Origin of the sequence: Xenorhabdus szentirmaii DSM 16338, from assembly GCF_002632585.1 — a bacterium.
In the GTDB taxonomy this organism is placed as follows: Bacteria; Pseudomonadota; Gammaproteobacteria; order Enterobacterales; family Enterobacteriaceae; genus Xenorhabdus; species Xenorhabdus szentirmaii.
In genome coordinates, this window is record NZ_NIBV01000016.1 from 1 (window position 1) to 1,513 (window position 1,513).

Sequence of the window (1,513 nt, forward strand, 5' to 3'; positions counted from 1 at the left end):
TCTAAGCAAAACTGTGTTCAAAATAAAGCAGCGAAAACAGAACGTTATTACACCGTGGGATACGTCCCGCAAAATGATAAGGCCAAAGCACCGCCCGCGATACATCTGAAAGGGCAATGGCTTAAACAGGCAGGGTTTGAGATTGGTGGCTCGGTGACCGTCAAAATCATGGATGGCTGCTTAGTGCTCATTCCTGACAGCGACGAGACTAACAGCCTCAAACAGCAATACCAGCGCCAGCGCGAGCAAATCAGTGAAATTAAGCTGCGGATGCGGGAACTGATTGGGGATTATAAGGCGGGATAAGGATAAACAGCCGGAAGATCATAAGGATCTTTCCGGCTTTTTCATGATGATATCTCTTCTATATCAATTGGTTTTTAATACCATTGGATTAAAAACGACTATTTTTTTATCCTTAGTAACACCACATGGCATAAAGCCTTTTTTAAATATAGAAAATATCTCTTCTAATTTAGAACTCTCATTAAAAGAAAATAGATATCTATAGATACTAACCATATTTAGCATATGGTGACATTCATCACTAACGTCTTCTAAGAATGAATCATATTCTACGTTATCAGCCAATCCTTGCTTTTTTCTCATAAGATATAATTTTCTTTTCCTAATATTTTCCTTTACATAATCCTCAATTGACACTTTTGCTCTGTCAAGAATATCTTTATCTGCCTTTTTATAATCTTCATGAAGATAAAATTCAGATATGAGATCGGAAAAAAAATCACTCCAAATTGCATATTGACTTGGAACATCCTGATCAAAAAGAAGTTTTATAGCATCTTTTTTATCCTCTATAATTTCATATCCTTCTAAATTATCAGAAGAGCCGGAAAGAAAATTAGAGCTTTTAAAAAATATCATTGGCTCCATATAGAAATCTATTACTTCATTCATTGATATCACCCTAATATTTTACTCCAACGTTCAAACACTCTTTTCCTTCCTATTTGGTTAACATCTTTACCAAATATTTTCGTGTTATACATATCCTTAGATCTAATTATGTTTCCATCCATCATGCCTTTTTTGGCTATATCTTGTATGTTAGCTACTTGCTTCGATATTGCCTCTTTGGATTGCTTAAGGTCTATTCTATCTAAAGCATTTCTCATTGCATCTGTATATCCATTATGGTTGCCTTGGTGCCTTGTCATTGCACTGACACCGTCATCAACTTTTCTCAAAAATATGCCGTTGGCAGCAACATCAATATCATAATCGATTTTTTTCAACGCAGGGTGAGTTGCTAACTCTTTCGGTATAACATGATGAGCCTGATGACCACTCCATTTACTGGAACGCGGCAAGCCCATATCTTCCATCATGTTTTTACCCAATTTGGTCGAACACCCTACCAATCCTAATGGGTCGACCCAACCAGTGGGATTATGCACATAGCCATACGGGTTCAGCCCGCCCAATAAGCCGATCGGATCAGGCGAGATGTACTGCGCCGTCTCCGGCGAGTAATACCTAAACCGATTATAAT

Annotated in this window: 3 protein-coding genes; 1 reads left to right on the forward strand and 2 read right to left on the reverse strand. The window is 37.7% G+C overall.

Features of this window, described 5'->3' with window-relative positions; translation table 11 throughout:
- Positions 1 to 306: SymE family type I addiction module toxin (locus Xsze_RS21360; protein WP_244590094.1), on the forward strand; the 306-nt coding region annotated here is incomplete at its 5' end.
- A 63-nt stretch (positions 307 to 369) separates the two neighbouring features.
- On the opposite strand, the gene Xsze_RS21365 is transcribed toward Xsze_RS21360, so the two are convergent.
- Complete coding sequence (locus Xsze_RS21365) at positions 370 to 918, reverse strand: hypothetical protein (RefSeq protein WP_038234410.1); 549 nt, start codon at positions 916 to 918, stop codon at positions 370 to 372.
- Positions 919 to 923: 5 nt separating this feature from the next.
- Positions 924 to 1,513: AHH domain-containing protein (locus tag Xsze_RS21370; RefSeq protein WP_211293379.1), on the reverse strand; the 590-nt coding region annotated here is incomplete at its 5' end.